We start from the raw sequence: 26,065 nt of genomic DNA, 5'->3' as shown, positions 1-26,065 counted from the left end.
AGATTAGCGTTTCGATGAGCGGGAACGTTGCTGTAACTGGTACGTAGCGTCGGCCAATCTGTTTAGTTTGCGCTTCATAAGCTGATTCTCCCGCTGCATGTCAGCGCTGTACTGATGCAGTTGCTGGTTATCTTTTTTTAGACTGATAACGTAGAGCGTCAGTTCTTCGATTTTTTCCAGCAGTTTGGCGTTCATCTGGCCCACGTCGATTCCCTGCTCGACGACTTCGCTTGCGCTGGGAATACCCGGCAGATGTTTGTGTTCCTTAACGTACTGCTCCACTTCCGATAAGCTGCGCAGCCGGTAGCTTTCTTCAAAAACTTTATCGCTCCACTCGTCGGTGTTTTTAATGGCGACTTTCAGTTTTTCGGTCAATACGCCACCTTCAACGTAGAGTTTGTAGCCCGCGGGGGTTTTCGTTACGTTCGAGCCAATGATCACCGATTCTCCCTGCGTATTCTGCAAATGCTGGCCGTTACGTTGCCAGAATGAATCAGCTACGCCTTTCCGCGCCGATCCATTTACGCTGGCCATTATTACGTCGCCATTTTCGTTTACACTCAGGAATTTAGTCTGATTCAGCAACGTAGCAGGGGAGCCACTGGTGAGATTTGTAAGCCGGAGACCCGATTGATTGGCCGTTCCGTGTGTAATTTCGAGCTTGTTCTGCGGAGCAGTGTTGCCGATACCCACTTTCCAGAAGGGACTGGGTGCCCCTAAGGCAATCGAAAAGTCCGCCGAAACCTGAGCCCCCGCTCTAATGGCGGTTGAGTTATTAACAACGGCACCCGATGAGACGCCCGCATTCTGGCCAATGAAGGTGTTGCTCTGACCAGCCCCATTTCCGGTGTAACCAGCCCCATTGCCGATATAGGTATTGTTCTGGCCCGTGGTATTGCCATAGCCCGAGCCGTTGCCAATGAAGGTGTTACCCGCGCCGGAGGTGGTGAGCTGGCCGGAGGAGTTACCGATAAAGAGGTTATAACTGCCGTTATTTAGTTGACCAGCATATGAGCCCATAAACAGGTTGCTGGCTCCCGTAGTATTACCTGCCCCCGCTTGTTGACCAATAAAGACATTGTAACCGCCCGTTGTGTTGCTAAAACCAGCCTGATAGCCCAGGAACGTATTGAGTGTGCCAGTCGTGCTGGAGAAACCTGCTTTTGAACCAATAAATAGGTTGTTTGACACAGTATTGTTAAACCCAGCCGAGTCGCCAATTGTGACGTTATAGTTGCCCGTCTGGTTCTGATTGCCCGCTTTTAAGCCAATTTGGACATTACTCCTTCCCATTGTATTACTGCCTCCCGCACTGGGGCCAACAAATACATTTTGCTGCCCCGTCGTGTTGGAAAATCCTGCTGCGCTGCCCAGAAACGTATTACTATCTCCCCATGTATTAGAATATCCCGCGCTGCCCCCCACAAACGTATTGCCGCCACCGGTATTATTGATCCGACCGGCATAAGTACCAACAAATACGTTACCACCACCAGTGAGATTGCCATAGCCAGCCTGACTACCTACGAATGTGTTACCGACGCCCAGGCTATTGCCATAACCCGCCTGAACCCCTAAAAATGTGTTGTTAGTACCGTGATTATTGTACCCCGTTTGATAACCCAAAAACACATTAGCGCTGCCCGTTGTATTGCCATAACCCGCCGAATAACCTACAAACGTATTATAAATACCCGTTGTATTCGTACTTCCCGCTTGATAGCCTAAAAAAGAATTCGCTTTTCCCTGCGTATTTTGACTACCCGCCAACATGCCTACAAATACATTTTGCTCTCCTGTCGAATTGGTATGCCCCGCCTGATTACCTAAAAACGTATTCGAGCCACCTGTCGTAGTAGCATAACCCGCGTTTGCGCCCAGAAACGTATTGGAACCAGCTGTCGTATTGGCTCGACCAGCTGAATAACCTATGAATACGTTACCCGAACCAGTAGCATTACTATAACCTGCTGTATTTCCAACAAATATGTTATTAAGGCCCAAGCTATTGCTATACCCCGCCTGATTACCTAAAAATGTGTTACCAGTACCTGCGACATTGGTAAGACCTGCTTGATAACCCAAAAACACGTTGGCGCTGCCCGTCATATTTTGATTACCTGCCGCCATTCCCACAAATACATTTTGCTGTCCCGTTGTATTTGACAGGCCCGCTACGTTGCCCAGAAACGTATTAAAACTACCTGTTGTATTTTTATTACCTGCGCTGGCGCCCATAAACGTATTGGCAGCACCACTTGTGTTCTGATACCCTGACCAGGCCCCCAGAAACGTATTGACATTGCCTGTCGTTTGAAAACCAGCTCCTACTCCAAAAAAGGCATTATTCTCGCCCGACGTAGTATTGGCACCTGCCGATGGCCCTACCAACGTATTGTTATTGCCGGGACCAGCCGAGTTTGCGGAATTGGCAACGTAATTGGTTTGGGCCAGTAGCGAATGCCCGGCCAGAAGCGGGATCAGATAAAGAAATTTTTTCATGAGTGTACCGTTAACGTTAGTTTTATGTGTTTGTGTGAAATGAATCCGGGCATTACTCCCGGCTTTGGCTATGTATCTGTCTAGCCCCAAAAAGGTAAGTAAGCGCTACGTTATTTTTTTGTGAAAATTTTGACTTACCTTTTGCCAACATCACCGATTCATCCCTGACGTTGTCTATCGGGTTGTCCGAACACGGCTGCGATAAGCCCGTGGGTTTTGTTTCCGCCAATTCCGTTACGTATGGCCACTCGACCCTTACCCATTTACTCAACTGAACAGGAACTTTATGATGCGCTGAGCCGCCGTAACGAGCGGGCTTACCAGATTCTGTATGCAGAGGTATGGCCTTCGTTCCGGAACTGGGTAAACACAAACAATGGTACCGATATGGACGCGGAAGATGCTTTTCAGAAAGGGATGCTCAATTTTCTGCTCAATGTCGAAACCGGGAAGTATCAGCTTCAGGCGGGTACACGTATCACGACCGTTGTTTTTGAGTATTGCAAACGGGTGTGGCTTACCGAATTAGGCTCGGCCCGGATGCGCACACGTAGCACCATGCCCGACACGATTGACAACCCAGACCTGACCAACGTAGTGAACGACCTGGAACGCATGGACGTAGTGAATGCTGTTCGCCATTCGCTGCACCAGCTTAAGGAAGAATGCCGGAAACTCATTGAGTGGTTCTACGTAGACGAACTTTCGCTACGTGAAATCGCCGAACGATTAGGCATGAAAGAAACATCGGTGAAATCGAAACGATACGACTGCGCCGAAAAATTGAAAGCATTTTATCAGAAAACCGCCAAGCAACAAGGATTATGAAGCTGTCGGAAGAACAATACGAAATCATTGAAGCGTATCTTACAGACGAGCTGTCGGCCACTGACCGGGCGTCGTTCGAGGATGATATGCTGGATAATCCTGAACTTCGCGACGAAGTGGAACGGCAACGTAGCATCCGGCTGGGTTTTCGGGCGCTGGGTATCGAACGGGCTTTAGCGCAGGCAAAAGCGCACTACAACGCTACGTTACCGGTTGCAGAAACAGGTCAGTCTGTAGAAACCATTGTCCGGCCCTTAACAACCTGGCGATACTGGGCAGTGGCGGCTTCGGTGCTGCTTCTCCTTGGATTTGGCTACTACACGTATCAACAGACGTCGGCCCGGCAGGCGGAACTCGCTTATACCGAAACCTTCGCTCCCGATTCGGGCGACCAACTGATGAAAGATTTCCCGTCGGGCAGTGTTTCAGCCGATACCCGTAGTCGATTCCTGGACGCACTGAATAGCTACAAAGCGGGTAAGTACGACGACGTGATCGCCCAGCTTGCTACGTTACCTGCCGACAAACAGACGACGTATTACAAGAATTATTTCCTGGGTCTGAGTTATCTGGCTAATAACCAACCGAGTGGTGCCATACCGTTGCTGATTAGTGCGCAGGCAACGCCATCTGTCAAACTCCAACAGAAGGCCGAGTGGTTTCTGGCACTGGCCTACGTGAAAAACAAACAAAAGGAAAAAGCCCTGCCCACATTGCAACGTGTCAGCAGCGACAAGGAAAATCCTTTTCATGAATTGGCGCTACGTGTGCTCGACAAAATTGAGTAATTCAAAGAGCGAAAGAGTGAACCTGCCGGATGGTTTTCACTCTTTCGCTCTTTGACCTTCATTGATTACGTAGCGTTGTCACTTCGGCTGGTGTCAAGGCGCGTTTGTAGATACGTATATCATCCATCGCTCCTTTGAAAAACCAGTTCACTATTTTAGGTCCGGCACCAAACCGTAACTCACCGCCGGGGCATTTATCGATTCGATCCGAAGGCAAGTCATTTTTCGACGATAACAAGGCGCCGTCGAGGTACATACGCGCCAGATTTCCACTGTAAGTAAATACCAGATGGTGCCACACGTCCATTTCGATGCTGCTGGTCACCGGAAAACTTACCCACCCTCTTCCGGGAACACAATTACTGTTCTGTTTGATGTCGGTCAGGATGGTCACGCGAGGACCAACGTCGTTCTCGCGCTTCAATAATGAACTATACACTTCATTATTACTGTCATTGAAATTCGATTTATTGTAAATCTGCATCGGGCCGGTGAGCGGGGCCGGTTTAATCCAGATACTGACCGATAGAGAATCCGGGTTCAAACTACTATTGATGTTTTCGGGCATGAAAAAATAATCATCCACACCATCTAGCTGGAGGGCCGAATTGGGTCTTCCGGTGTGGTCTGTAACGAATATGGGATTCCCCGCCAGCTTTACGTGATTGCTGAAACCACTGACATCCTGAAGCGATTGATCAGTGAAGGCAACGGAAGCAATTAAACCCTCAGCTACTGGGTCGATAGCCGTCGTAAACGTACCAACATTCCCGTAGATAAAATCTTTATTGGGTTGTTTTGTAAACAGACGATAATAATATTTTGTCTTCGGAATCAGGTCTTTCAACGTAATTAGGTTGACGCCGAGAGATGGAGCCTCTACCTTAAAGTTAGGAGCATTTCCGTGCTCAGGAACCTGCGCAGTTGATGAATAAACGACTCCGTAAGACTCAGCAGACGGGCTCCCCAGCGAATTTACTTTAAAATTTAGCGTTGCCGTCGAAATGCCAGTTGATATCGGTTCGTCGATTTTAACATCTGGGTTAAATCCGGTCCGAAACGTCCGCACCTCACTATAGCCGGGCCCTTTCGACGTGTTATACGCATACGCCCGGACGTAGTACTGCGTGTTTTCCTGTAAATTGGTCATCGCTACAGGTATCGACGTATTGACCGTCACAGAACCTGGTCGTTCCGAAGTTGAATCACCGACATTCGGATTCAGATTTGTAATTGAGTAGCAAACGCCATAGCGCGCAATAGGTACGTTTCCGGTCGACGTAACTTTCATTACGGCAATCGCAGATGTATTGGAGAAATTTTCAATGGGTTCCAGGGTTACGGTAGGCAAAACAGCGTCATTCACTACAATTTCTTGCTGAAGTGTCGTGGCCATCTTACAAGTATTGGTTAATGTAACCTGAACTTTGTAGGTACCCGATGCTGAATAGGAAAAGGTATTCGTTAGCGCGGTTGTGGTCGTATCCTTTCCATATCCAAAATTCCAGCGAACCGAATCTATTGTACCACCCGCATCGGGAATTGAAAAATCTACTTTCAGTAAGTCCAATTTTACGTTGAGTGTGCCCGACGGTTTCGCGCAATCGCGCTGCGACTTGCGCGAAGGAAGATCCCAGGTTTCGCAGCTCCATAAAATGCCCGCCAGAATAGCCATGCCGCCGAAATAGATGAGAATGTTTTTCATGTTGATGGTGGGCATAAAATCAAAACGAGTAGCCAAGGGCCAGTCCAGCGGATTCAGAAGACGGTTTCCAGTACATTGCCCTATGTTTCGGCTGGGGTTTGTGAATGAGTAAATACACTTCGGCGATTGTTGCTACAGCCGCTACACCAATACACACTTTAAACAAACCATTCTTTTTTTTGGCGGCTTCGGCAGCGTCATAAGCCGCCTTGTACTGATTATACGTATCAGGATTGGCGATCTCCCCGCTATTAGACGGGTCGGCGGATTGACTGATTTTGTTTAACGTAGCAAGTTTCGCGTTGTAGTCATTCTTTAGCAATACAGCGTAAACACCCGCCCCAATGGCAACAGCTCCCGTAAGTACTTTCAGGCCAATATGTTTGGGCACGGGATTCAGGATTTCGTCGATGGTTCTAATCTGAATCAGAAGGGTTTCCCGCTTGGTTGGCGTAGCGTATTTAAGGGCTTCCCGGTAATTATTTTTAGCCACTATGTACTGCTGCTGATTGAACAGTTGATTGCCCTGACGCTCGTAATAGTCCAATAACTGGCCTTTTGTAAGCGCATCGTCGGGATTCAGGTTAATTAGCTGAACCAATAGCTGAATAGCTTCTTTATTTTTCCCTGCCCGAAAAGCATCATCGGCCTGCTGACGAAGAGTTATTCCGGTAGTGCACTCATCGAACTGACTTTTTGCGTAAGCGTCATTCTCAAAACCCGGCACTTCAAGGCAATTCTGGTATTGGCGACGCGCTTCGACGTAGCGGCCTTCTTTAAAAAAATCATCCGCCCGTTTTTTATAGCGCTCGTATTCATCGTCAACGACTCTGGGTCCCGAGGAAACCTGACTGATAACATGGGTTGAGGGGGAGGCTACAAATAAAATCAGGAGTAGAAATATGAGTCGGTGTAGTGGTTTTGTCATGAAGCTGTTTCAAACTTTCGAAAACAAGTATAAAATGAGCGTTTTTGTCATGCTGACGAAGGAAGCATCCTAACGTTTCCTGGCTAGCTTGTTCGTCGGCTTTAAGATGCTTCCTTCGTCAGCATGACAAATATTACTCAGTTGAGCACTGTCTAATTTTTCGGCGGACGTCATCGGTGTCCTTCAGCGCCTGTGCGACTTCAAACCAGGCTTTCGCTCCGTCTGGCGCATCACGTTCGAGATAGCCTTTTCCTTTGTCCAGACAATACGTATAAGCCATATCGGCCTTTGCCATATTCAACGACTGCTCTTTGGCTAACGCCTGTGCTTTGCTGAAAGTCGATTTTGCTTTTGTCTTGTTGTTACTGACCGTAACTGATTTCAATCCTTCATCGATCAACTGGTCGTACGCATTCTGCTGCTCCTGCTTTTCTTTCAGGCGTTTTTCTTCAGCCATTTCGGCCGTCTCAACCACATCTGGTTTATTTATTTCCGGCGCATTACCGTAAAATGATTCTGGAATGGGGATAAGCGTAGCCAATTGAGCAAGGCTGTCAGGCGACTTTTCACGCATTTCGGTCAAAGCTGCGTTACGTAGCCAGGCAAAATCCTGACGAGTCGGATCGAGTTTTAAAGCCGCGTTCGCCAATCGGATAACCTGAGTATAATTATGCCTGTGATAGGCTTGTTGCGCTGGTTTCAAATAAGCGTCGGCCTGAAACAAGCCATTTTTCATTACGTTGGTCGACGCGCTTTCGGGTTTAGTATTGAGCGCACCTAAGGGTTTAGACTCCGCTGGTTGAGTGGAAACGCCCTGCCCGTTTGAAGGCGGAGTCAACGTAGCAGGCTTGCCTGTCTGCTCTCTAGTAACATACCATCCCAGTGAACTCAACAATACAACCCCTGACAATGCCATTTTCCAGGTAGTCAGTCGCTTAGACCGTTTGATAGACGTAAAAACTGGTGCTATACGTAGCGGTTCAGGAGCTACTTCTGCTCGCATTGCGACCAGTGCCTCTTTTTCAGGGGTAGTCACTACGTTCGGCCTTTTCTCAGTTGCTACAAGAATTGGCGCGGGGTCAAACATATCGGTTGATTCGTCGGGCAGATACGTATCCGTTGATTCAACTCCCTCAATTAATTCGAACCCATCAATCGCCGATTTCGGTCGGAGTTTTTCAATGCACGCAACCAATCCGCGAGCAGCTTCGGTATCGGCTGGACTCACTTGCAGAATTCGTTCGTAGCGTTTTTTGGCCTGCTCGAATTCCTGTTGCTGAATAAGCTGGCGAGCATCAAACAGCCAATCTGTTATCTGCTGCTGGGCAAGTTCTTTTCGACACAGGTCGGCTCCGTTCTGAGCCTCGGTCAGATGTTCGCGTTTGTCCAGAATTTTCTCATAGAGCGCCAGTGCCGATTCGTATTGCTGACCAGCCAGTAACGTATTGGCTTCCGCCATCAATTGCGGAATCTGATCCAGCCAATCCAGTAATTCGGCTTCTTTCCGGGCGCGTTCGTGAATGTCACGTATCAGACACCGGCGAATAATTGTCCCGTACGGCTCTGCAATCTCACCTAAACGGGCGGGCAAGTCAACGGTTACAATTTTCTTTTCAATCTCACGCCGAACCGATTGTTCGCTACTGTTTTTCAGGTCGGCCCGAAACGGCTTTTCTCCCGTCAGCATTTCGTAAAGAATGACCCCAAATGCCCACAAATCGAGGTTGAAGCTAACCCGACTGCCTTCAATCTGTTCAGGAGCTTTGTAGGAAGGCGTCCCACGACCGTCGCTCAGGTCAAAATCGGAACTATCCAGTTCCTCGTCGGTCACCAGTTTACTCAGGCCAAAATCAGCGATTTTCGGTATAAAGCGTCCGGAATTATCACGAGAAATAAGAATATTGGCCGGTTTAAAATCGCGGTGAACGATGCGGTGTTTATGCAAATGCTGAAGCCCAAGCAGAATTCCCCGCGTAATGTCATAAACCTGGTCGGGGGTGAGCTTCTGCTGTTGCAGCAGGTTCGCCAGGTTGCCATCCGGATAATATTTCATGATGGCAAAATCGCTCACACCCGTATCGGTTTCGAGCCGATAACAAGCATCATAACGAACGATATTCGCCTGTCGGGGCACCCGTTGTGCCAGCTCTACTTCAGCCTTCAACGAGCGGGCATCATTGCCTTTGAACTCACTAATTTTAATAGCAACCCATTCCGTTTCGAGCTGATCTTCAACCTTTATCACGCGTCCATAGGAGCCACTTCCCAACAACGTCCCATGTTCGTTGGGACGGATGGGATACCTCTGTCTGAAATCCTGAAAAGAGGTAAACGATTGACTCATAGATGCATTTACAGTAAAAAGCAAGTTAAAGATAAGCCAAAGGCAGGTCATCTGAAAATCGGCCGTAAAAAACCGGCGTCTGATGTCCACGGGTAATCTTCTTCACTCTTGGCGCTACGTACTGATGTAGCTCGCGTATCGTCACTATCTGGTTTCCATCCTGGTCGGCACTTCCTTTCAATCCTTTCAACATAAAATACGTAAAAGCCCCGCCTGCCAATTGGCGAGACTCTACCGCTCCCTGTGTTGATCGGCTGGCCAGTATCATTGCTACGTTCTTCTCATTGCTTATGGTTTGAGCCAGTGTTTTCAGTACGCTTGCCGGAGTCGTTTGCCGCCTGGTCATTCTACCCGACAGACAGGCATCGGCAATGCACAGCTTTGTGCTCGCTTTAGACGCATGAAAGGCTGCTTTGATATCGGCATGAGTCACTAATTTATGTGCATCACCGGGCAGATTGTCATAGGGTACAAAACTATCGGGCATCCCATGCCCGGAAAAGTAAAAAATGACCCGGTCGCCCGGTTCTGCCTGCTGGAAAAGCGTCAACGCCTGACGTATTGAAGCCTGTGTAGCATTATGATTTCTTAAAAATCGTATCTGCGAAATGGGTACGTTGCCTCCCTCCTTACTCTGCAAAAAATCAACGACCTGTTGGGCATCCTGGTCAGCAAATCGCAGATCGCCGTTTGCGTATGATAGCGCCTGATAGTCAGATACGCCAACCACAACGGCAAAAGTCCGCCCCTGCGAAACCGTTTTCTGACAACTCATCAGAAAACCTAATGCCATATATAGAAGGGTACGTATCATTTACACTCGTTCGGCAGGTTTCGTTACGTATTGAATACCAATCAAATAGGCAGAATAATTGTCTTTGGTCTGCCCTTCGCAAAGGCTTTGAATGGCCTGCATTTTCGTCTGATTCGGTACGTCCTCAGCCAATATACTGGTCAGTAAATAATCGTCCAGACGTTCGAGAACGCCATCGGTACACATAAAAAAATAATCACCCGCCTGAATATCAGTCAACAGTACTACGTCGGGCAGGGAACGACTGGTTTGTCCATCCGCATCAGCTAAACTGGCTGTTACAGACCGACTCAACCGATTTCGCCAGGGGTGCGTCGGAATTTGTTCGGGCGTGATGATACCAGCCTCTACCATTTCGTTCACCTGCCGATGATCCTGCGTTCGAAAAATAACCTGACCATTACGTATCTGATAGACCCGTGAATCGCCGATGTTGGCAACGGTCACACCCCGCTCGTTCAATTGTACGCAGGCCATTGTTGACCCCATCCGCCCGACCAGAGGCTGATTTTTCAAATATGTATAATATAGACTATAAGCCTGATTGATAGCCGTTTGCATATGCACACTATCGAGTATAGGAAAACCCATTCCCGACATGTAGTTCGCTACGGCATTACTAAGCAACTGGCTGGCCACGTCCCCTTTGTCAAGCCCGCCCATACCATCACAGACGATAAACAAATCTGTCTGCTCACTGGCTGCACCCAGAGCCGGGTATAGCGCGTCCTGATTACTTTGCCGTTGGCCAATATGTGAAAATGCAAGCGGTAAAGCGGTTTGGATAAGCATCTACTATTGTGTCTGATCGGGGTTAAAAACTGTCTCGACTTTATGGGTAATGAGAGCATCGGGGCTAATCGAAACGTGGTTCAGGCGAAACTGATCGAGCCCGCCCAACGTAATGATTCCGCCATCCGGTACGTCGATCAATTCGGCCTTTGCCAACGTAACGCCATTCAATTGTATGCCATTCTTACTGTGGTGCATCACCTGCGTGGCCGGGTCTACGGCTCCATCCTGAAGTTGATAACGTAGCAGACCCGTCCATTTATCGAACGTAACGGTTAGCGTGCAATGCCGCCGACTGATAAAACAGCGGCCATTATGAACGCTACGTTCTACCTGAACGGTGCAGGAACTAGCAATACCAATTACATTGGACCCGAATTGCAGCGAATAGGTTCGAATCGAATCGCCCTGATACGTTAACTGGCCGAGAGAATCTAAATCGTGCAGGAATCCTTCATCGTAATAGCCAGTCGTTTCCAGCACATTAACCGCTCCACAGCCCGTGTGCGAACACGTAATGAAACCTCGCTCTACGTCGGCTGCCCGAACCATAATTCGTCGACCACACTGCTGACAGGTAATCAGCGTCGTTTTAAAGCCACCCATACTGTTTATTCATCCATCTCCCGAACGTCCCCGTTGTTTACATACGTAGCGTCATCGGCTTCGTATGAACTGGCCTGGTGATACGTATCATCATTATCCAATTCATCAGCTGTTGTACTCTCTACGTATGACGCCGTATGGGACATGGTCACATCTTCATTAAGAATTTCGTTAACAATTTCCCTCGACATACTTTCTTCAAGCCCTTGACTAAACTGTTCATTCGAAAGAATACACGAGTGTTGCAGACGAATTTCGGCAGTTAACTCACCGCTCAGAGAATCGAACTGACGTATGGTATCCAGTCCATCGTCGCCACGCGCATCAACGATTTTATAATTGTAGCCATCAACGCCGTCCATGACCAACGTATCAATCACACCATCTTGATTAACGTCAAGCCCCATGACGCGATGACCATTAAAATGTCCTTCGATAATGGTTGGCTTTCCGTGCCCATCAACCTGATGATGTGTCGATGCTACGTATAGCTGTACCGGAAGTTTTTCGGCAGTAACCATTTCCGTAAAGTCATGGCGCTGTTTTAACGACAAGCCTTGCCATTCTTCTTTCAGGAATGTATTGTACCAGCGACCGTGCCAGCCAAATACGCCCCCTACGCCAACTTCTTCGCGGGCCGCTTTAAACGCTTCTCCGAACGTCATTGTATCGGTTACTTTCCCTGCTACGTCCATATCATGGGGTAACGTGGTTTTAGACCCTAATTCCGGAAAAGCCCGAACCGTATCATTTGTGACTGCATTGGTTTTATCGACAGATGTTGTATCTGCTTCGAATCCGGTTACTGACTCACCTAGGGTCGAGCTGGCTGAGTCATGCTGATCTTTTTGTGTCCGTTCCGTGATTTTCTGGCTAATTGCCCAGGAGGCTCCACCCAGCAGCAACGTAGCAGCCGCAATACCCAGCGCTTTTTTACGGTCAGCCTCCGCATTGGTTGATGGTTTTCTTGGTGTCATTGGAACAGCGTCGGTTGGTAAATCGGTATAACTGGAAAGTTGTCTCATAGCTTACAAAGGATACGTACTGAAACAATAGCTGTATATCGGGCTTATGGAAAAAAGGTAAGTCAGGTAAACAAAAAAAATTACTTTACCCAGATTGCCTGACATCGTCGGCAGGTTTTCTGCTGAGCTAGCAGCTCCCACTCCCGCATGCCAAACGGATCGCGGCAGGCCGGATTGGGGCATCGATACTGCTCACGGTATTCTTTATCAAGCACTTCCAGTTTCTCTTCCGTCGATAACAACGTAGAACACAACGTCGGCACCAACATACTCAGGCCAGCGCCCGACAAAATATGCAGCAAGGGAGCAGCCGTTCCGCCACTTGCCAGAACTGCACTCACGCCAACTACTGAGGACAGAATTACACTACCGGTACGTATCATTTTATCGCGGTTCCGGCAATCCCGACGTAGTTGCGGATATTGCTCATACACTTGCCTCAGTTCGGCAAACTGGCGCGTAAAATCCAGCGAATTGGTCAGCTGTAACGTAGCGGGCTGTTCGAACGTAGCGGACATAACCGGCTCCTGCTTGCTTAGCAGAAGAAGTTGCTCGGCTGTGTATTCAGCATCGGCCAGACGTAGCACATCGGATGTGTTGATGAGCTTGCGTGTAATTCGGTAGCCATTCACGAAGGAACCATGTTTGCTGGCTAAATCTTCCAGCAGGAACGTAGTGGGCGTGCATTGAATCAGTCGGGCGTGCTGCGTACTTATTTTCGGATTGGCAATAATAATATCATTCACCGTTCCTCTGCCAATTGAATAACTGGAAAGCTGGGAGAAGTCATCAATCAATTTTTCGAACTGACTGTCGCTGATAGAAACGGGCAGAGCAGGCATATATGAATGAGATAGCTCAATAGCCAAGCAATATAAGAAATTCCTGAAAAGCCTCTAAGTGACGATAACGTAATCGCTATTTCAGGCGACCTAAGCCGCATAAATTATACTATATCTCCTTATAATGCTACAATCTCCTCCATTCACTGGTCGACTTCCAACTTTCGGGCAAAACGAGAATAATGAATATAAACATCGTCTATCTTTGCGCCGTTTTGTTCCGCTCGTAACGAGAAGGCGAAAGCCTGTTGTATGGAAGATAAAAAGCATTTGGATACCGTGACAGCCGCTGGCCTGCTGGTGGCAATGGGTATCATCTACGGTGATATTGGTACATCACCTTTATACGTACTACGTTCCATCGTCGGTACGTCCGAGCCAATTCAGGCCAACATTGTTCGGGGCGCACTCTCCTGTATTTTCTGGACTGTTACGTTACAAACGACGATCAAATATGTTATCCTGATTCTTCGGGCCGATAACCGGGGGGAAGGTGGCATTTTTGCGCTCTATGCGTTAGTACGTCGACACGCGCGCTGGCTCACCATTCCGGCCATTATTGGCGGGAGCTCGCTGCTGGCCGATAGCATTATTACTCCTCCTATTTCGGTTTCCTCGGCGGTAGAAGGGTTACGGATTCTGTATCCGCATATACCTACTGTTCCCATTGTCATTGGGATTCTTTCGATTCTGTTCCTGATTCAGACGCTAGGCACCAGTGTGGTAGGTACGGCTTTTGGTCCAATTATGCTGATTTGGTTTACCATGCTGGGCACGCTCGGTCTGATCCACATTTTCAATGATATGACCATTCTGGCGGCTCTGAATCCGATGTATGCTTATGAATTCCTGACCGGATATTCGGGGGCTTTCTGGTTACTGGGTGCCGTTTTCCTCTCCACAACCGGAGCCGAAGCCCTTTACTCGGACATGGGACACTGCGGACGGTCTAATATTCGGGTTAGCTGGGTTTATGTTAAAGCCTGCCTGATGCTCAATTATTTCGGGCAGGGTGCATTCATAGAAAGTCTGGCTGGACAGCCATTAGGCGACAGAAACCCATTCTACTCCCTCATGCCCGAATGGTTTCTGATTATCGGTATCTGCGTAGCTACAGCGGCCACGGTAATCGCCAGTCAGGCCATGCTAACGGGTGCTTACACGCTTATCAGCGAAGCCATCCGGCTCAACTTCTGGCCCAAAGTTCGTCTTCGGTACCCGTCCAATCAAAAAGGTCAGCTCTACGTACCGAGCATCAACTGGTTGCTTTTTGCGGGTTGTATCGGCGTTGTACTCTATTTTCAGGAATCATCGCGTATGGAAGCCGCTTACGGGCTGGCCATTACGTTGACCATGATGATGAGTACGGTTCTGTTTAGTTACTACATGTACTCGCATAAGTACAATGCTTGGCTTGTCGTGCTGTTTCTGGTGTTCTACCTGGCCGTAGAAAGTTGCTTTCTGGTAGCCAACCTGGCCAAATTTACGCACGGCGGTTGGGTATCCATTCTGATTGCCGGAGTGATGGCCACGGTGATGATTATCTGGCTACGTGCTTTCCAGATCAAGCTCCGACTGACCGAGTACGTCAGGATTGACCACTACATACAGGCCATTAAAGAACTGAGCCGCGACATCAGTATTCCGAAATACGCTACGCATATTGTGTTTATGAGTAATGCGGCCCGACAATCGGAAATCGAGTCCAAAATCATTTATTCCATCTTCCAGAAACGGCCCAAACGGGCGGACATTTACTGGTTCGTCCACGTCGATACCACCGACGACCCTTACACGATGGAATACAAAGTGAACACCATTGCACCCGACGATGCGTACAAAGTCACGTTCAAACTGGGTTTCCGGGTCGAGCAACGTATCAACCTGTTCTTCCGGAAAGTGATTGAAGACATGGTGAAAAACAAGGAAGTGGACATAACAAGCCGATACGAATCGCTCAGCCGACAGAACGTAATAGGCGATTTCCGCTTCGTGGTATTGGAGAAATTTCTATCGTTCGAAAACGAGCTTCCGACCACCGAACGATTGATTATGAATCTGTACTTCAATATTAAAAGTTTCACTACGCCCGAAGACCGCTGGTTCGGTCTGGATAGCAGTTCCGTCAAAATCGAGAAAGTACCGCTGGTCATCCGCCCGGTCGAAAACGTACAACTCAAACGTATTACTTCGTAGTAGAGATGAGAGATGAACGATGAGTGATAAGTTTGCTGACGCAAGATATCTGCTAAATGCGTCAGCAAACTTATCACTCATCGTTCATCTCTCATCACTTATAACTCTTCACTTCATGAAACTTCTCATCACCGGCGGGGCTGGCTTTGTTGGCTCATCGCTGGCTATTTCACTGAAACAGCAATACCCAGATTACCAGATTTTTGCGCTTGATAATCTGAAACGTAGAGGTTCCGAGCTGAGTCTGTCGCGGCTCAAAGCGGCTGGTATCGAGTTTCTGCACGGCGATATACGTAACAAGGAAGATTTTGATACGTTGCCTCCGGTCGATACGGTGATTGAAGCATCAGCCGAGCCGTCGGTACTGGCGGGTTTGGATGGTACGCCTGATTACCTAATTAACACGAATCTTTTCGGTACAGTCAACTGCCTGAATTATGCGCTGAAGCACCGGGCCAACTTCATTTTTCTATCGACGAGCCGCGTTTATCCGATCAAAACCATCGAAACGCTCAATTTCGAGGAAGCCGATACGCGATTTATACTCGCTGATAATCAACTCGTTCCAGGCGTTTCCTCACGCGGTATCGCCGAAAATTTTCCGCTCGATGGCGCTCGGTCGCTGTATGGCACGACCAAACTGGCCTCAGAACTACTTATTCAGGAGTACAATGAGTTTTATGGCCTGAAAACCGTAATTAACCGCTGTGGTGTGATTACGGGGCCGTGGCAAATGGGCAAGGTCGATCAGGGTGTTATGGTGCTCTGGATTGCCAAACACTATTTTGAGCAGCAACTCGCTTACATTGGCTACGGCGGAACGGGTAAACAAACCCGCGACATGCTCCACATCGCCGACCTGTACCGACTGATTGACTGGGAATTACATAATCTGGATAAGGTAAATGGCCAGATTCTGAACGCAGGTGGAGGAGTTGAAAGCAGTGCCTCGTTACAGGAACTGACTCAGATTTGTCAGGAGGTGACCGGCAAAACTATTCCCATCAAACAGGTAACCGAAAACCGCGCAGCTGACATTCGGCTTTACATTACCGATAACACCAACGTAACGAAATTGACGGGCTGGAAACCTCAACTCGGCATCCGCGAAATCGTAACCGATATTCACGCCTGGTTAGATGAAAATCGGGCTGCGCTGGAGCCAATTCTAAAATAAACTTTTGCTACGTTCTTATTCGTAACAGCCAACTCTCACAGGGTTGGCTGTTACGTTATTTCCCTTTTAATCAAATAGTGACGTATTGTCGCCCATTCTTTTGTAGTTTTCCATACACACTTGTCAGGCTGAGGAACGAAGCATGACAAACCACCCGCCCATCCCTATACATCATGAAAAGATTTCTGGCAATCGGCTTTCTGTTACTTCCAGGTTTACTTTTCGCCCAGAAACTGAAACCAGGTTTTGATAAAGCGGAATACATCGAACTTCTCAAAGTATCGGCTCGCTTTGGTGATTCAGCTTATGTAAGCGCGTTTCCGGTTCCGCAACAGTTCAAGCCTGTATATCGCTCACCTGTTATGGGTCTTGACAATCGCTGGGATTTATGGACAAATAATCAGGGCGTAGCTGTGATTAGTCTCCGGGGAACCACGGCTAACAGCGTTAGTTGGCTGGCTAATTTTTATGCCGCGATGGTGCCCGCCAAAGGAGAATTGCAGTTGAGCGATACCGAACGATTTCAGTATGAACTGGCTTCCAATCCGCAAGCCGCCGTACACGTAGGCTGGCTGATCAGCACGGCCTTTCTGACAAAAGATATACTGCCCAAACTAGATTCGACTTACAAAGCCGGTACAAAAGACTTGATTATTTTGGGACACAGTCAGGGGGGAGCCATTGCTTATCTGCTGACGGCACATCTGAAAAATTTACAATCCCGCGCTCGAATTCCTGCCGACATTCGCTTCAAAACGTATTGCAGCGCGGGCCCCAAACCCGGCAATCTGTATTTCGCTTACGATTATGAAGCCTTGACGCAGAATGGTTGGGCATACAACGTAGTGAACGCTGCCGATTGGGTTCCCGAAGTGCCGTTATCCGTTCAGACGGTAAACGATTTTAATCCGACTAATCCATTCGCGGGCGCACCGGCACTCATTAAAAAACAAAAACTGCTGACACGTATCGCCCTACGACATGTCTACAACAGCTTAAGCAAACCGGCACTTAAGGCACAAAAAAATTACCAGAAATACCTGGGCAATATGGCTTCGAAGACGATCAGTAAGAATCTAAATGGCTACGTATCACCGGAGTATTATAACAGCAATCACTACGTTCGGACTGGCACAACCATCGTACTCCAGACGGATAGCACTTATTTTGCCAAATACCCTAACAGCAAAGAGAAGATTTTCACGCATCATTTTCACCCACCTTATTTGTATCTGGCGGAAAAATTGCCTGAGAAGTAGTTGCACAGCTGTCTCCCACACTACGTTTTACTCAGTAGCCGTTACTTTTTCCGGACGATTTATGGGTTCGGCGCTCGCCATCCAATTTCGGATAATGTTGGTTAGTGGGCGAAATTCGATCAAGAAGCCATCATGGCCGTAAAGCGAGTCAATTTCTTCGTAGGTCGCATCGGGAATATGACGCGCCAGAAACTGCTGTTCAGACGGCGGAAAAAGCAGGTCAGATAGGATGCCCACTACCAGCGTTCGGGCTTTGATTTGCGCCAACGCGTTCAGGATACTGCCCCGATTCCGCCCGACATTGTGGGAATCCATAACTTTCGAAAGCGTCCAGTACGTAAAGGCGTTGAAACGGTCGGCTAATTTATCGCCCTGATAGCGCTGGTAGCCAGCCGCTTTATACTCGTCCAGTTGCTCATTATTGTCGAGGGCTTGCGTGAAGCCATACGTATCATAATTGCGATACGAAATCATGGCCATGGCCCGGGCCGCTTTCATGCCGTTACGTCCGGCGTCGTCACGTCGTTCGGGCCAGGTGGGGTCGGCTTCAATAGCCATGCGCTGAGCTTCATTAAAGGCGATGCACCAGGGCGAGGCCACTGCACTAACTGCGATCAATATCAGGTTTTGAATGAGCGAAGGTTGTAAAATCGCCCACTCCATAGCCTGTTCACCACCTACCGAACCGCCAATGCAGGTATGAATTTTTTCGATACCTAGTTCCTGACGTAGCAAATCCATTGCGTTCACCAAGTCGCGGATGGTAATGGCCGGAAAATCATGGAAATAGGTTTGCCCCGTAACCGGATTTGTTGATAACGGCCCCGTTGATCCATAGCAGGAGCCCAGTACGTTCACGCAGACAATGAAATCTCTGGCTGGGTCAAACTGTTTGCCCGCACCCACCATGCCCCACCACCAGTCGCCCGCGTCGGCATTACCTGTTAAGGCGTGGCATACCCATACTACGTTCGAGTGGTCGGGCGTTTGCGACAACGTACCACGTGTAGTGTAGGCCAGACGAAAACCCGGCAGGCTCCCGCCCGATTCAAGCGGAAACGAATATTTATAATCGAAGTATTGAATGTCCAACGAAAAAACGATTTCAATCTCAGCTTCACGGTTACAGGTTGGATAAAGTCCGTACCCATGAGGTTGAAACAATTTTAGATAGTTACTCTTTCTACTATCTGTGCAAATACCTGCGCCAGATCGGGTATGATATCCTCAATGTATTCGATAATGAAGTTGTGACATGGTTTAGTAGTAAAGTTGTAGGGTTGTACGGTTTGCGATATAGAGCAGACTGGCGTATTCAAACTTTACAACCGTATATGCTATAGCACAAAAATGCCCACGACAAACCCTCCCAGCTTTCGTGGTGGAGTCAGGTGAGTTTAGCTGGCCCCCAGGGGCATACAGCATCGAATGTAGAGCATGTAAATTGCGATTTATAGTTCCTAAAATGCTTTTAGGCAGGAGTTAGCACCTTGCCGTGAGGTAGGTTGCCAGCGGTTCAAAGAGCCTGTTCTCTCCCCGCTTCTTTATAAATCAATTCGCGTTGGAAGACGCGTAAGAATTGACTTGATGCCGCAAGTATACGAGCCAAACGGTGGTATTCCAAACGTCGGGCGCTTTTTCTATCCGCTTACGAATTTTTTTATAATTAAAACGAAACAGCTACTTGCCGAGTTAATGGATTGTTTATTTTTGTCGTAAGACACCTTCCGTAATGAACCAGACTTACCGATATAACCGCGACAATGCCACCCGCGTGGCCGGAACTACCACCGTGAAAGACGCAATCGGTCAGTTGCTGAAAGCATATCAGCTTCAGGCGCGCTTCAACGAAACCTACCTTGAAGCCTTTTGGGGGCGTATGATGGGGCCAGCGATTGCTTCACGTACCAATCGACTTTACGTTCGAGATCGGAAACTCCACATCGACATTACGTCGGCTCCACTACGTAACGAACTCGTCAACGCCAAACAGAAGTTGATTCAACTTGTCAACAAAGACATGGGCAGCGAGGTCATCGACGACGTAGTGTTCATCTAGCTAATTCACCCTCAGCAACTTGTACATCTGGTATTCCAGTCCAGATGGTCCAGTGTAGTCGCAGCCAGACAAAAAGCAGTGGCAGCACCATTAACGCGTATTGATTTACGTAGTGATCGCGGATGTAGGCGGGGAAAATATCGGTGGGTGAAAAACTGGAGATCAGCAGGGCAAAGGCCAGCAGCAAACTATCCAGCCTCGTTTTAGCCGATACTACGTACCAGATTGCTACGCCAGTGAAACTGATGATAAACGTAGGCGATTCGAAACCGGTACTAGCCAGATTTAGAAACAATAGCGTTGAGGCCAGTATACTCAATTGAAAACGAACGTTCTGGAATAGATTGGTTTTCAGATAGGCCGTCGCAAAAATCAGTAATCCCGGAATAATAAAGTACAGGTTCGACAACGTACCATCGTTGAATAGTCGACGAAACATGCCCATAACGCAGACATCGGTGCGGGTATTTTCCAGACTCACATTCAACTGATTTTTGTACGACAACGATTCATACCAGTCGTAGTAACATTGAACGGTATAATCGAACCCAACAAACAGCATCGGTAACGTAACGAATACCACTGTCGATACTATTCCCCCAACAACGTAGCGAACTTTATTCTGCGCAAACGGAAAGAAAGCTAGTCCGACAATGCCGTATAATTTGATGAGCGTCCCTAACGCTACGTTCGTGGCTGCCAGAACTTCCTGACGCTTAGGCAATTGCGTGTACGACAGCATAATCATCCCCGCACAAATGTGATGAAACTGGGTATTCAGCAGACAGGTGTATGACGAATTCAGCACCAGCCAGCTCACTACGGCCCGCTGCCGGTCGGTCAGGGGAAGTTCGTAGATGGCGTAAAGTAGAAACAGTGAGTTAAAAACGTTCCAGATGGTAACACTCAACAGCGTAGGCAACCAGTAAAACGGTGCAATCAGCAGGGCGAAAATTGGCCCGTAGTGGTAGGAGTCGAACGTTTCAGCAGGGTAATCCAGAAACAGGTTCTGGTGCGCCATCAGGTGCTTGAAACTGTTGACGAACAGCAGGAAATTATTGATAAACGAACCCGGTTCACCCAGATAATATTGCTTTACACCCGTCAGAACCCCTAACAAGGTCCAGATAATAATGATGTTACGCCTACTGAAGAAAAAGGGATGCTGGAAAAACTGTTTCATAGCGTTGAGACGCCAGCCGCTCGACAACAACGGTTAGCGCCTACAAAATTACAGCCCGCACCTCGCAGAAAAATTAATACGTAATTAATTTGCCTGTTAATTACCGAACTAGTCACGTTAGTTAGCTTGTAAAACTGGAATATTTTTCTTCCACGTCACTTCGTGATTGGAAAGAAACCAGGTTTTGCCCTTGTCGTTGTTACCCTGAAAAAACAGATAGGTTTTGCCCGTCGGCGTTTTGAAAATATGCGGATGTCCCGACTCGCTGCTGTTCCAGCTCCCCGGCAAGCCGCTTTTCAGAAAGGGCTCATTTTGAATACGTTCCCAGAGCAGACCATCTTTGCTACGTGCTATGCCAACCTGTTGAGGCCAGTTGTTGTAAGCACCTGCATAAAACATGATCAGCTCATTTCCACGCTGAATAATGGACGGTGCTTCGATACACTCGCCTTCCCAGGCTAATTCTGGCTTCAGGAGTGGTCCATCCGTAGCTACTTGTTTCCAGTCTTCACGATTAAAATTGGTTGTAACCGGTGCCACCGCTACACCCAACTGCTGGATTTTATAGGCCGGATCGCGGGTTGCGAAATAGAGGAAGTATTGATTTTTGAAAAAGAAAACCTCAGCATCAATGGCACGTCCGCATGACCAATCACTGATTGCCGGATGAAAGATTGGGTTGGTTGGATTTCGGTCAAAATGAATACCGTCGGAGGAAACGGCGTGGCAAATAGCGTCGTTTTTGCCATTGCCATATGTCTGATAAAACAGATGAACTTTACCGTCCCGCACCAGTGCTCCTGGTGCACAGAAGCCTTTTCGTTCATATTCAGCAACGGGCGGTATAATGGTTACTTTCTGCCAGTTTGTTAAATCGCGGCTCTCCGCAATGCCAATACCCCAGTGGTCCGCTCCAGTTGAATCTTTGCCCGTAGGCACCGAATAATAAAGCAAATACCGACCACCGAACCATACTACCTGTGGGTCTTTGGCATACCCTCCTTTGCGGTACGTAGTATCGGCAAAATACATGGCCGGGCGCTGCTGCGCACTCACGAACGTAGTAAAACTCGCGTGCAACAGGCTAATTGTCAGAGAAAAGCGAATAATATTAACGAGCATAACGCAGGATAATAATAAGCAGATTTGTCAGAATAAGCCCACAAACATACTACGTTATTCTCCCTTGCTCAAAACTGTATTAGCAAACTCTTACGTTCTTTCTGTAACGTGATGGGTGACTTAATGAACTGAGCATTTAACCCCACTCGTTTGGCAAGTGCCAGCCATTGCAGCTCTGGTAGCACCAAAAAACCATTTGCTTTTCGAATCTCATGATAGGATGAAAACCGCAGCTCGACCAGCAATTTCATCATAGAGAAAAGTTCACCCTGACGTATCGACCGAGTCACAATCCCCATTATATCACTTGCAATACTACTTCCCACCATGATGTCGCAAATCAGGGCTTTTGCTCCGGGAGCTGCCAGTTGGGCAATGTTACGTAGCAATTGTTCCACTTCATCGGCGTTGCGGTAGTACTGTACTACGCTCATCACAATGATGACATCAAACCTTTGATTAGCTACCGGGCTGAAATTCAGATAGTCATCGGGCGATAAATCGTGGAAGAAAACATTCGGATGCTCCGCGTGTTTGGCACGACCCATCTCGTTGTAACGCTGCGAGATATCAAGACCGTGAATTTCTCCCACCTGATCATGCCACGCATCTTCCAGATTTCCCGGCCCTGAGCCAATGTCCAGCACTTTTTGGGTTTTCGATAACGTAACGTATTTCTTGACTTTCGCCAGGAAGTAAGCGTAATTGGTCGACATGGCATTGTCGAACTTATTTTCTTGCTGCCAGAAATCCAGCCAGGTCGAGGCCATACAAATCGTTACGTTTAGGAAGGTTCGTTAATGGAAAAAGAGTTTTACGAGTATGCTGGTACGTCTACCTCATGGCGCGTCTGGGTTTCCGATGTTGATACGTGCATTAGGTAAATAATTCGAAACCAGATGAGTACGCAGGGAAGGGCTTTCAATACGTAGGGTTTCACAAATTGTTCACGTAGAAAAGCCGGAAAAATGTCGCTTGGCGACAAAACGGTGAGTATCAGGCAGCTAATTAAAAGCACTCTGTCGAGCACTGCCTGCGGACAATAGATCCACCAAAGCACTACGCCCGTAACAGCCGTAATGTACGTAGGCGACTCCGCCACCGGATTAAAAATCACCTGAAAGATGAGTACCGAAGCAACCATCAGCAGCCGGAACGAGCGTTCTGTAAACTTCTTCACCTGCGCATATACGGTACAGAAAAGCAATACACCCAGGCCAATAATCACGGGCGTGGTGACGTCTGGCGAGATAAACGTATGCACCAGTCGATGAATAGACGTATTGGCCCACTTATCGACGTCGGACTTTATAAATAACTGATTAACCCACAGATCATATTGCCAGAGCAGTTTATCCGGCGAAGTAAATAACAGTGGCAGTAGACCTTGTATGATCCCCCAACCAACCAGAGACGCCAGAAACCGAATTTTTCCGGGATAGAGCAGAAAGAGCGCACCGGCTACCAGACTGTAAATCTTGATGTTAAACCCGAGAATGATAAAGAAAGCCGCCCAGAAAGGTTGACGTTTCTCAAAACAAAGAAACACGAATAAGGGAATTGCCGCCATCAACGGATTCGTCTGACTATTGACAAGCGACGTAAACAGCTCGTGTAGACTGAACCAGTACGCAAATACTTTTTGCCCATGCGTCAGCGGCATTCGGTAAATAGCATATACCCAGATAGCGGCAAACAGGAAATGCCAGAGAAACAATCCAACCGAAAATGGTAACGCAAACACCGGCGAAAACAGCGCTGCAAACGTGGGTGCGTAGTGATAATGATCGGAGTATTGAGCCGGATAGAGTTCATACAGACTAATACCTTCGAGCAGATGCTGAAGCGAGTAGTAGAAAATTTTATAATTGTTCGACCCCGACACAAACACAATCCGACAACTGGCAAACAGTGTCAGTGCGCTATACACACCAAAAATGAACCGATAGTCGCTGAAAATCGGCTTTCGAAAAAAGGATAGCATCAGAAACAAAAAGTTGTTTCAATTGATAGTTCGTACTTGGTAATTCTGGAATTAAGGCCCTGACAGGCTCCGGCTGTCGGATATTTTATAGCTACCCTATTAGCCGTGGTCGCGACTCCGACAGCCGGAGCCTATCAGGGACTATATACGTTCAGAATTGAGCTGGCGGGCAAACTCACTCATTGTGCTAAACTCGCCCAGCGGTTTTAAATAACGTAGTAGTTGCTCCACGCGGTCGAGCAGTACGTCGCGTGAATACCGACGAACGTAGGCCGGAATTTTTTCGTAGTTGGATAAATCCGTGAACTCCCAGGGATGTACGTACAGATTTAAAAAACCATCGGCTTTCAGCGTCTGACGACAAAGCAATTTGTAATACCCTAACGGGAAATTTTTCAGACTGAGCCAGAACAGTGGCAAACGTAGCGTCGGCGTTACGGAAGCCGGAATCTGCCAGACACCCGCTTCCTGAAACGGGAGCCGGGACTCACCCCAGTGGTTATAACGGCCCGGAAGCCATGTTGGATGAAGCGATGAATTATATTGATAACCAGCAGACTGGACATCGTTATGGTCCACAAAACCCATTCTTGCCCGTCGAAATCCTAGTATTGGTTTCTGCAAAAGCTCTTCCAGTGCCAGACGAGATTTGAGTAAATCGGCAGGTTCGAACGTAGTGTGATAATAGCCATGCGACGCGATTTCATGCTTTTCTGCCAGTTTACGTATCAATGCTGGCTCATGAAGCGCGTAATTGGCTGTCGTAAACAACGTAGTACGGGCACCTACCGCGTCGAAACGTTCGGCTAGTGGTTTTAAACCGCGTGTCGATACGTCAATCTGCTCACTCAGGGGAATATCGTGCCCAAATTCAACGGCGGTATCGAACTCTTCTACGTCAACGGTAAATAAAATATATCGTCTTCCTCCTGATTCGATACTTGCCATTTTGTTTCTGATTCCTCGATCTCACTTGTATCGCTGACAATGTAGGCCGGTCGGCTCTTCACTTCAACGAAAGTTTTCCCTAAATAAACGCCGATGATGCCAATCATGATAAACTGCACCCCACCAATCAGCACCGAAAGTACCACCAGCGTAGTCCAGCCCGATACGGTCGCATTGGTGAAGAAGTATTCATACGTAGCTTCAGCACCAAACAATAGGGCAAACAGCGACATTCCGAATCCCAGCAACACCGACAAATACAGCGGCTTGGTCGAGAACGACGTAATGCCCATAGCCGCCAGTTTCAGCATCTTGCGGAATGAGTATTTCGAGCGGCCAGCGTAGCGGGCGGCTGGCTCATACAAAATGCGGCACTGCCGGAAACCAACCCAGGAAATTGCTCCGCGCAGGAATAAATCGTTCTCTTTAAACTGCTTTAACGTATCGACTACCTTACGGTCGAGCAATCGAAAATCGGCGGCCCCGTCTTCAATTTCCAGTCCCGATACGTTGCGTAGCAACTTATAAAAATAAGCCGACGTAGTACGTTTGAACCACGACAACTTCTTATCAACCTGCCGAACGGTGTAAACCACTTCATACCCCTGACGCCATTTTTCGATAAGGGCCGGAATCAGTTCGGGGGGATGCTGAAGATCAGCATCGAGGCAGATAACGGCTTCGCCACGAGCGTTGTCGTAGCCTGCACGTAGCGCCATCTGATGGCCAAAATTGCGCGAAAAAGAAAGAAATCGAACGACGGGGTAGGCTTTGCTGAGCTGACGAAGTACGTGGCGCGTCTGGTCGGAACTGCCGTCGTCAATAATCAGAATTTCATACGATTTATACTGCTGCATGACGGCCATCAGTCGGTGAACCAGTACAGGCAGATTTTCTTCTTCATTAAAAGCGGGTACAATCAGACTAATCATACCTGATTCAAATCTCATAGGTTTGATCTTC

Annotated in this window: 22 protein-coding genes and 1 riboswitch; of the genes, 6 read left to right on the top strand and 16 right to left on the bottom strand. The window is 48.0% G+C overall.

Translation table 11 applies throughout. The features are described 5' to 3' along the window. Positions 1-3 precede the first annotated feature (3 nt). Positions 4-2,502 carry a beta strand repeat-containing protein gene (locus IC229_RS01560; protein ID WP_223833801.1) on the bottom strand — a complete coding sequence of 833 codons (2,499 nt, stop codon included), beginning with the start codon at positions 2,500-2,502 and terminating at the stop codon, positions 4-6. Positions 2,503-2,742: 240 nt separating this feature from the next. Here IC229_RS01560 and IC229_RS01555 point away from each other — a divergent pair, with 240 nt between their 5' ends. Together IC229_RS01555 and IC229_RS01550 are read left to right on the top strand one after the other, a co-directional pair. Continuing rightward, positions 2,743-3,330 (top strand): RNA polymerase sigma factor, encoded by a 588-nt coding sequence (locus IC229_RS01555; RefSeq protein WP_190885155.1) that lies wholly within the window; start codon positions 2,743-2,745, stop codon positions 3,328-3,330. Then, entirely contained in the window at positions 3,327-4,118 is a 792-nt protein-coding gene (locus IC229_RS01550; RefSeq protein WP_190885154.1) for a tetratricopeptide repeat protein, read from the top strand. Before IC229_RS01555 ends, IC229_RS01550 begins: the two co-directional genes overlap by 4 nt. A 58-nt stretch (positions 4,119-4,176) precedes the next feature. On the opposite strand, the gene IC229_RS01545 is transcribed toward IC229_RS01550, so the two are convergent. From IC229_RS01545 to IC229_RS01510, 8 genes are all read right to left on the bottom strand, one after another. Beyond that, a complete protein-coding gene (locus tag IC229_RS01545; protein WP_223833800.1) occupies positions 4,177-5,823 on the bottom strand; it encodes a LamG-like jellyroll fold domain-containing protein in 1,647 nt (548 codons plus the stop codon). 19 nt (positions 5,824-5,842) lie between these two features. Continuing rightward, positions 5,843-6,751: a tetratricopeptide repeat protein gene (locus IC229_RS01540; protein WP_190885153.1), complete on the bottom strand. Its 909-nt coding sequence runs from the start codon at positions 6,749-6,751 to the stop codon at positions 5,843-5,845. 133 nt (positions 6,752-6,884) lie between these two features. After that, positions 6,885-9,095 carry a serine/threonine-protein kinase gene (locus tag IC229_RS01535; RefSeq protein WP_190885152.1) on the bottom strand — a complete coding sequence of 737 codons (2,211 nt, stop codon included), beginning with the start codon at positions 9,093-9,095 and terminating at the stop codon, positions 6,885-6,887. 25 nt (positions 9,096-9,120) lie between these two features. Beyond that, on the bottom strand, positions 9,121-9,909 hold the full coding sequence (locus IC229_RS01530; RefSeq protein ID WP_190885151.1) for a caspase family protein: 789 nt from the start codon (positions 9,907-9,909) through the stop codon (positions 9,121-9,123). Further along, positions 9,910-10,701 (bottom strand): PP2C family protein-serine/threonine phosphatase, encoded by a 792-nt coding sequence (locus IC229_RS01525; protein ID WP_190885150.1) that lies wholly within the window; start codon positions 10,699-10,701, stop codon positions 9,910-9,912. It abuts the gene before it with no gap. Between the two features lie 3 nt (positions 10,702-10,704). Then, the gene (locus IC229_RS01520) at positions 10,705-11,307 is read right to left on the bottom strand and encodes an FHA domain-containing protein (protein ID WP_190885149.1); all 603 of its coding nucleotides are present in this window, start codon (positions 11,305-11,307) and stop codon (positions 10,705-10,707) included. Positions 11,308-11,312: 5 nt separating this feature from the next. After that, positions 11,313-12,332 carry a hypothetical protein gene (locus tag IC229_RS01515; RefSeq protein WP_190885148.1) on the bottom strand — a complete coding sequence of 340 codons (1,020 nt, stop codon included), beginning with the start codon at positions 12,330-12,332 and terminating at the stop codon, positions 11,313-11,315. Positions 12,333-12,412: 80 nt separating this feature from the next. Then, a complete protein-coding gene (locus IC229_RS01510; RefSeq protein WP_190885147.1) occupies positions 12,413-13,174 on the bottom strand; it encodes an FHA domain-containing protein in 762 nt (253 codons plus the stop codon). Positions 13,175-13,426: 252 nt separating this feature from the next. Between IC229_RS01510 and IC229_RS01505 the strand changes: the two genes are divergently transcribed. From IC229_RS01505 to IC229_RS01495, 3 genes are all read left to right on the top strand, one after another. Next, positions 13,427-15,370, top strand: a complete 1,944-nt coding sequence (locus IC229_RS01505; RefSeq protein ID WP_190885146.1) for a KUP/HAK/KT family potassium transporter — start codon at positions 13,427-13,429, stop codon at positions 15,368-15,370. Positions 15,371-15,485: 115 nt separating this feature from the next. Then, positions 15,486-16,547: an NAD-dependent epimerase/dehydratase family protein gene (locus tag IC229_RS01500; protein ID WP_190885145.1), complete on the top strand. Its 1,062-nt coding sequence runs from the start codon at positions 15,486-15,488 to the stop codon at positions 16,545-16,547. 173 nt (positions 16,548-16,720) lie between these two features. Further along, positions 16,721-17,806 (top strand): lipase family protein, encoded by a 1,086-nt coding sequence (locus IC229_RS01495; RefSeq protein ID WP_190885144.1) that lies wholly within the window; start codon positions 16,721-16,723, stop codon positions 17,804-17,806. A 27-nt stretch (positions 17,807-17,833) separates the two neighbouring features. On the opposite strand, the gene IC229_RS01490 is transcribed toward IC229_RS01495, so the two are convergent. Beyond that, a complete protein-coding gene (locus tag IC229_RS01490) occupies positions 17,834-18,898 on the bottom strand; it encodes a homoserine O-acetyltransferase family protein (RefSeq protein ID WP_190885321.1) in 1,065 nt (354 codons plus the stop codon). 356 nt (positions 18,899-19,254) lie between these two features. Then, positions 19,255-19,359, bottom strand: a riboswitch (SAM riboswitch). A gap of 179 nt (positions 19,360-19,538) precedes the next feature. On the opposite strand from IC229_RS01490, the gene IC229_RS01485 reads away from it, so the two are divergent. Then, positions 19,539-19,865, top strand: a complete 327-nt coding sequence (locus IC229_RS01485; protein ID WP_190885143.1) for a DUF721 domain-containing protein — start codon at positions 19,539-19,541, stop codon at positions 19,863-19,865. Here IC229_RS01485 and IC229_RS01480 read toward each other — a convergent pair. From IC229_RS01480 to IC229_RS01455, 6 genes are all read right to left on the bottom strand, one after another. Then, entirely contained in the window at positions 19,858-21,048 is a 1,191-nt protein-coding gene (locus IC229_RS01480; RefSeq protein ID WP_190885142.1) for a glycosyltransferase family 87 protein, read from the bottom strand. The genes IC229_RS01485 and IC229_RS01480 overlap by 8 nt on opposite strands. A 117-nt stretch (positions 21,049-21,165) precedes the next feature. After that, on the bottom strand, positions 21,166-22,170 hold the full coding sequence (locus tag IC229_RS01475; protein ID WP_223833799.1) for a family 43 glycosylhydrolase: 1,005 nt from the start codon (positions 22,168-22,170) through the stop codon (positions 21,166-21,168). A 68-nt stretch (positions 22,171-22,238) separates the two neighbouring features. Continuing rightward, on the bottom strand, positions 22,239-22,940 hold the full coding sequence (locus IC229_RS01470; protein ID WP_190885141.1) for a class I SAM-dependent methyltransferase: 702 nt from the start codon (positions 22,938-22,940) through the stop codon (positions 22,239-22,241). Positions 22,941-22,984: 44 nt separating this feature from the next. Beyond that, positions 22,985-24,154, bottom strand: coding sequence for a glycosyltransferase family 87 protein (locus tag IC229_RS01465; protein WP_190885140.1), 1,170 nt, complete (start codon positions 24,152-24,154; stop codon positions 22,985-22,987). A 141-nt stretch (positions 24,155-24,295) separates the two neighbouring features. Continuing rightward, complete coding sequence (locus IC229_RS01460; RefSeq protein ID WP_190885139.1) at positions 24,296-25,102, bottom strand: polysaccharide deacetylase family protein; 807 nt, start codon at positions 25,100-25,102, stop codon at positions 24,296-24,298. Then, positions 25,048-26,052 (bottom strand): glycosyltransferase family 2 protein, encoded by a 1,005-nt coding sequence (locus IC229_RS01455; RefSeq protein WP_190885138.1) that lies wholly within the window; start codon positions 26,050-26,052, stop codon positions 25,048-25,050. The genes IC229_RS01460 and IC229_RS01455 overlap by 55 nt, the downstream gene beginning before the upstream one ends. Positions 26,053-26,065 lie beyond the last annotated feature (13 nt).

The sequence above is a fragment of the Spirosoma profusum genome, assembly GCF_014699005.1.
GTDB lineage: Bacteria > Bacteroidota > Bacteroidia > Cytophagales > Spirosomataceae > Spirosoma > Spirosoma profusum.
The sequence above is the reverse complement of the archived record's forward strand: the minus strand, read 5'-3'. Positions and strand labels throughout refer to the sequence as shown.

Coding starts and splice junctions, on each gene's coding strand:
- IC229_RS01475 (WP_223833799.1), bottom strand. CDS start 22,170: ATGCTCGTTAATATTATTCGCTTTTCTCTGACAATTAGCCTGTTGCAC.
- IC229_RS01495 (WP_190885144.1), top strand. CDS start 16,721: ATGAAAAGATTTCTGGCAATCGGCTTTCTGTTACTTCCAGGTTTACTT.
- IC229_RS01480 (WP_190885142.1), bottom strand. CDS start 21,048: ATGAAACAGTTTTTCCAGCATCCCTTTTTCTTCAGTAGGCGTAACATC.
- IC229_RS01550 (WP_190885154.1), top strand. CDS start 3,327: ATGAAGCTGTCGGAAGAACAATACGAAATCATTGAAGCGTATCTTACA.
- IC229_RS01515 (WP_190885148.1), bottom strand. CDS start 12,332: ATGAGACAACTTTCCAGTTATACCGATTTACCAACCGACGCTGTTCCA.
- IC229_RS01455 (WP_190885138.1), bottom strand. CDS start 26,052: ATGAGATTTGAATCAGGTATGATTAGTCTGATTGTACCCGCTTTTAAT.
- IC229_RS01520 (WP_190885149.1), bottom strand. CDS start 11,307: ATGGGTGGCTTTAAAACGACGCTGATTACCTGTCAGCAGTGTGGTCGA.
- IC229_RS01560 (WP_223833801.1), bottom strand. CDS start 2,502: ATGAAAAAATTTCTTTATCTGATCCCGCTTCTGGCCGGGCATTCGCTA.
- IC229_RS01540 (WP_190885153.1), bottom strand. CDS start 6,751: ATGACAAAACCACTACACCGACTCATATTTCTACTCCTGATTTTATTT.
- IC229_RS01545 (WP_223833800.1), bottom strand. CDS start 5,823: ATGAAAAACATTCTCATCTATTTCGGCGGCATGGCTATTCTGGCGGGC.
- IC229_RS01460 (WP_190885139.1), bottom strand. CDS start 25,102: ATGGCAAGTATCGAATCAGGAGGAAGACGATATATTTTATTTACCGTT.
- IC229_RS01525 (WP_190885150.1), bottom strand. CDS start 10,701: ATGCTTATCCAAACCGCTTTACCGCTTGCATTTTCACATATTGGCCAA.
- IC229_RS01505 (WP_190885146.1), top strand. CDS start 13,427: ATGGAAGATAAAAAGCATTTGGATACCGTGACAGCCGCTGGCCTGCTG.
- IC229_RS01470 (WP_190885141.1), bottom strand. CDS start 22,940: ATGGCCTCGACCTGGCTGGATTTCTGGCAGCAAGAAAATAAGTTCGAC.
- IC229_RS01530 (WP_190885151.1), bottom strand. CDS start 9,909: ATGATACGTACCCTTCTATATATGGCATTAGGTTTTCTGATGAGTTGT.
- IC229_RS01510 (WP_190885147.1), bottom strand. CDS start 13,174: ATGCCTGCTCTGCCCGTTTCTATCAGCGACAGTCAGTTCGAAAAATTG.
- IC229_RS01500 (WP_190885145.1), top strand. CDS start 15,486: ATGAAACTTCTCATCACCGGCGGGGCTGGCTTTGTTGGCTCATCGCTG.
- IC229_RS01535 (WP_190885152.1), bottom strand. CDS start 9,095: ATGAGTCAATCGTTTACCTCTTTTCAGGATTTCAGACAGAGGTATCCC.
- IC229_RS01555 (WP_190885155.1), top strand. CDS start 2,743: ATGGCCACTCGACCCTTACCCATTTACTCAACTGAACAGGAACTTTAT.
- IC229_RS01465 (WP_190885140.1), bottom strand. CDS start 24,154: ATGCTATCCTTTTTTCGAAAGCCGATTTTCAGCGACTATCGGTTCATT.
- IC229_RS01485 (WP_190885143.1), top strand. CDS start 19,539: ATGAACCAGACTTACCGATATAACCGCGACAATGCCACCCGCGTGGCC.